The organism is Burkholderia sp., assembly GCF_018375725.1.
Taxonomy (GTDB): domain Bacteria; phylum Pseudomonadota; class Gammaproteobacteria; order Burkholderiales; family Burkholderiaceae; genus Burkholderia.
The window spans coordinates 1-3,212 of the sequence record NZ_JAHACR010000394.1 but is presented as its reverse complement, the minus strand read 5'-3'; the positions used below and the strand labels follow the sequence as shown (position 1 = coordinate 3,212).

Genomic DNA, 3,212 nt, shown 5'->3' with positions numbered 1-3,212 from the left:
CGGCGCGCAGCGATTCGATGAAAGTAAGCGGGGAAGACATGAGGATTCTCGCGGCAAACCGTTGGGAATCGCGTATTTTACCCGCGTCAACGCGCCGATGCCGCAGCCCGTGGCCGGGATCGGCAAAGAGAGAACCGCGTCAGGCGAGGCGCCGAACCAAGATGAAAGGCCCGGCGTGTTTATTCCGAGGGCGGCAGCGCGGCCGTGCCCATGCGACGGGCGATGATCGCGGCGCGTTGGGACTGGTATGCGGTGCCCCGATGCGCATCGAAATAGCGCGGCTTCGGCAGCATCACCGCGAGACGCGCGGATTGCCACGCCCCGAGCCGGCTCGCGGGAACGCGGTAGTAATAGCGGGCGGCCGCTTCCGCACCGTACACGCCGCGCCCCCATTCGACGGAGTTCAGATAGATCTCGAAGATCCGCTCCTTGTCGAGCAGCATCTCGAGCATCCACGTGACGATCAGTTCCTGCCCCTTGCGAAGGTAGCTCTTCTCGCGCGACAGGAACAGGTTGCGGGCCAGTTGCTGCGTGATCGTCGAACCGCCCGCGACGATATGGCCGCGTGCCTTGTTCTTCTCCCAGGCCAGCAGGATCGAGTCGACATCGTAGCCGTTGTTGGTCGCGAAGCTCGCATCCTCCGACGCCACGATCGCGCGCTTCAGATTGCGCGAAATCTGGTCGTACGGCACCCATTGATGCTGGATCGCGCCTCGCGGCGTTTCGCGCGACAGACGCCACGCATCGGTGCGCATGAACGCGGTCGACCCGGGGTTCAGCCTCGACCAGATGCCGATCTGCACGAAATAGAACAGCTGTGTCGCGAGCCACGCACCCGCGAACACAAGCCCGGCATACATGATCCAGCGGGTCAGCCCCGCGGTCGCACGCGGGCGCGGCAAATCGATCGACGCCACCACTTGCGATGCGCCCCGCTCAGTGCGCCGCAAGCGCCTGACGCAGCGCCGCCAGCACCGGCGCGCCATCCGGCCGCACGCCGCGCCACACGCAGAACGATTCGGCCGCCTGCTCGACGAGCATCCCGAGTCCGTCCGCGGTGCGCGCGCCGAGCGACGCCGCGTGCTGCATGAACACCGTCGGTTGCGCGCCGTACATCATGTCGTACGCCAGCGTCTGCGGACCGAACGCGGCCGGATCGCACGCCGGCAGTGCGGCGTCGAGGCTGCCCGCGGTCGCATTGACGATCACGTCGTACGGCTCGGCGAGCATCGCGTCCGGGCCGCCGCCCGCGAGCGTGCAACCCGCATCGTGGGCGGCCTGCATGAACTGGCCGACCAGCATCTCGGCCTTGTTCGCGGTGCGGTTGACGATCGTGATCGACAGCGGTGCACGGTCGAGCATCGGCAGCACGACGCCGCGCGCCGCGCCGCCGGCGCCGAGCAGCAGGATCCGCGCGCCGGCCAGCCGCACGCCAAGGTTCGTCTCGATGTCGCGCACGAGGCCGACGCCATCGGTGTTGTCGCCGTAGATGCCGCCATCGGCATCGAAGCGCAGCGTATTCACGGCGCCCGCGGCGGCCGCGCGCGGCGACAGCGTGTCGGCCAGCGCATGCGCGTCGAGCTTGAACGGCACTGTCACGTTCGCGCCGCGCCCGCCCTCGGCGATGAAGGCGCGCACGGCCGGCTCGAACCCGTCGACGGGTGCGAGCCGGTGTTCGTAGACGATCGGTTCGCCGGTCTGCGCGGCGAACTGCGCGTGGATGAACGGCGACTTGCTGTGCGCCACCGGATTGCCGAACACCACATAGCGGTCGGGCCCGCTCATCGACGCGGCCGGATTCATGATGCGTGCGCCTCCTCGCCATCGTCGCCGGAGGACGCCGCGCCGTCCGGCGACGCCGCCTCGGCGTCCGCTTCGGCAAGCGCCTCCGCCTCGGCCTCGGCCGACGCATCGCCCGCATCGAGCAGCGTGTCCTCGCCGCCTTCGGCGTCCTCTTCCTCACCGCCCTCGCCGCTCGTCACGGCCGGTGCGTCCAGCACGTTGAGCAGACGCACCGATGCCTCGATCGTCAGTTCGTCGATCGACATCACGTCGAGCAGCACGCGCGTCCCGCGCGCATGCACGCCGAGCGCCGGCACGTGCAGCAGCAGCGGCACCTCCTCGAGACGCACGAGATCGCCCTTCACGACACTCGCGACGACCTGCTTGCGGCCTTCCTGGCGGAGCCAGCGCAGGCACCAGAAGTACTCCATCCGGCGCTGGTAGTCGGCATACGCGGAATAGGTGTCGTCGAAGCCCTGCACGACCGCGTACAGATCGGCGTCCTTCGGCTTGAACGGCGCGGCCAGCTTCGCGGTGACGCCGTGCTGCACGCATGCGAGCAACTGCCACTGATTGACAAGGTCGACATAGCGGCGCAGCGGCGACGTGCTCCACGCGTATTGCGGCACGCCGAGGCCTTCGTGCGGCGCGGCGCTCGTCTGCATCCGGGTGCGCTTCGGGCCGGGGCCGCCGAAACCGCGCTGCGACCGGTAGATGCCCGGCACCGTGTGGTCGTGCAGGAATGCGCCCCACGTCGAGTTCGCGAGAATCGCCAGCTCGGACACGATCAGGTCGAGCGGCGAGCCGCGCCGGCGCGGCGTGATCGTCACGCGTTCGCCATCGACGTAGAAGTTGTAGTCGGTGTTGCGCTGCACTTCGCGCTTCAGGCCATAACCGGCGCGCGCCAGCTGGCGTCGCTCGAACAGCGCCTGCGCGAGCGGCCAGAGCACCGCGATGTCGTCCTTGTGCGGATAGTCGCCGCTGCCGTCGGCGAGCGTCTCTTCGGTGACGAGTTCGTCGAGCGTGTTGTGCCGCAGGTTGTTCTTGACGAACACGTACTCGGCGCGCGTCTCGTTCGCGACGATGTCCTGCGTGTCGCGATTGACGATGATGTACAGCGACAGCGCCGGGCGATAGTCGCCTTCCTTCAGCGTGAAGACGTCGACCACGTCGTCCGGCAGCATCGTGATCTTGTCGCCGGGCATGTACACGGTCGACAGGCGCGTGCGCGCGATCGCATCGACGGCGTCGCCGCGCGCGATGCCGAGCGCAGGCGCCGCGATGTGGATACCGATCCGCACGCGGCCATCGGCGAGATGCTGGACCGAGAATGCGTCGTCGATCTCGGTCGTCGTCACGTCGTCGATCGAGAACGCTTCGACGTCGGCGCGCGACAGATCGTCCGGCAGCGCGCCGACCGAGACCGCCGG

3 protein-coding genes are annotated in these 3,212 nt (G+C 68.4%); all 3 read right to left on the bottom strand.

Going from position 1 to position 3,212, the window contains the following annotated elements; genetic code table 11:
• Positions 1-179: 179 nt before the first annotated feature.
• Positions 180-860: a monofunctional biosynthetic peptidoglycan transglycosylase gene (gene mtgA / locus KH616_RS23320; RefSeq protein WP_292252315.1), complete on the bottom strand. Its 681-nt coding sequence runs from the start codon at positions 858-860 to the stop codon at positions 180-182.
• A gap of 76 nt (positions 861-936) precedes the next feature.
• A complete protein-coding gene (gene aroE, locus KH616_RS23315; protein ID WP_292252314.1) occupies positions 937-1,803 on the bottom strand; it encodes a shikimate dehydrogenase in 867 nt (288 codons plus the stop codon).
• A partial coding sequence (locus KH616_RS23310; RefSeq protein WP_292252313.1) for an RNB domain-containing ribonuclease occupies positions 1,800-3,212 on the bottom strand: 1,413 nt, incomplete at its 5' end. The genes KH616_RS23310 and aroE, both read right to left, overlap by 4 nt.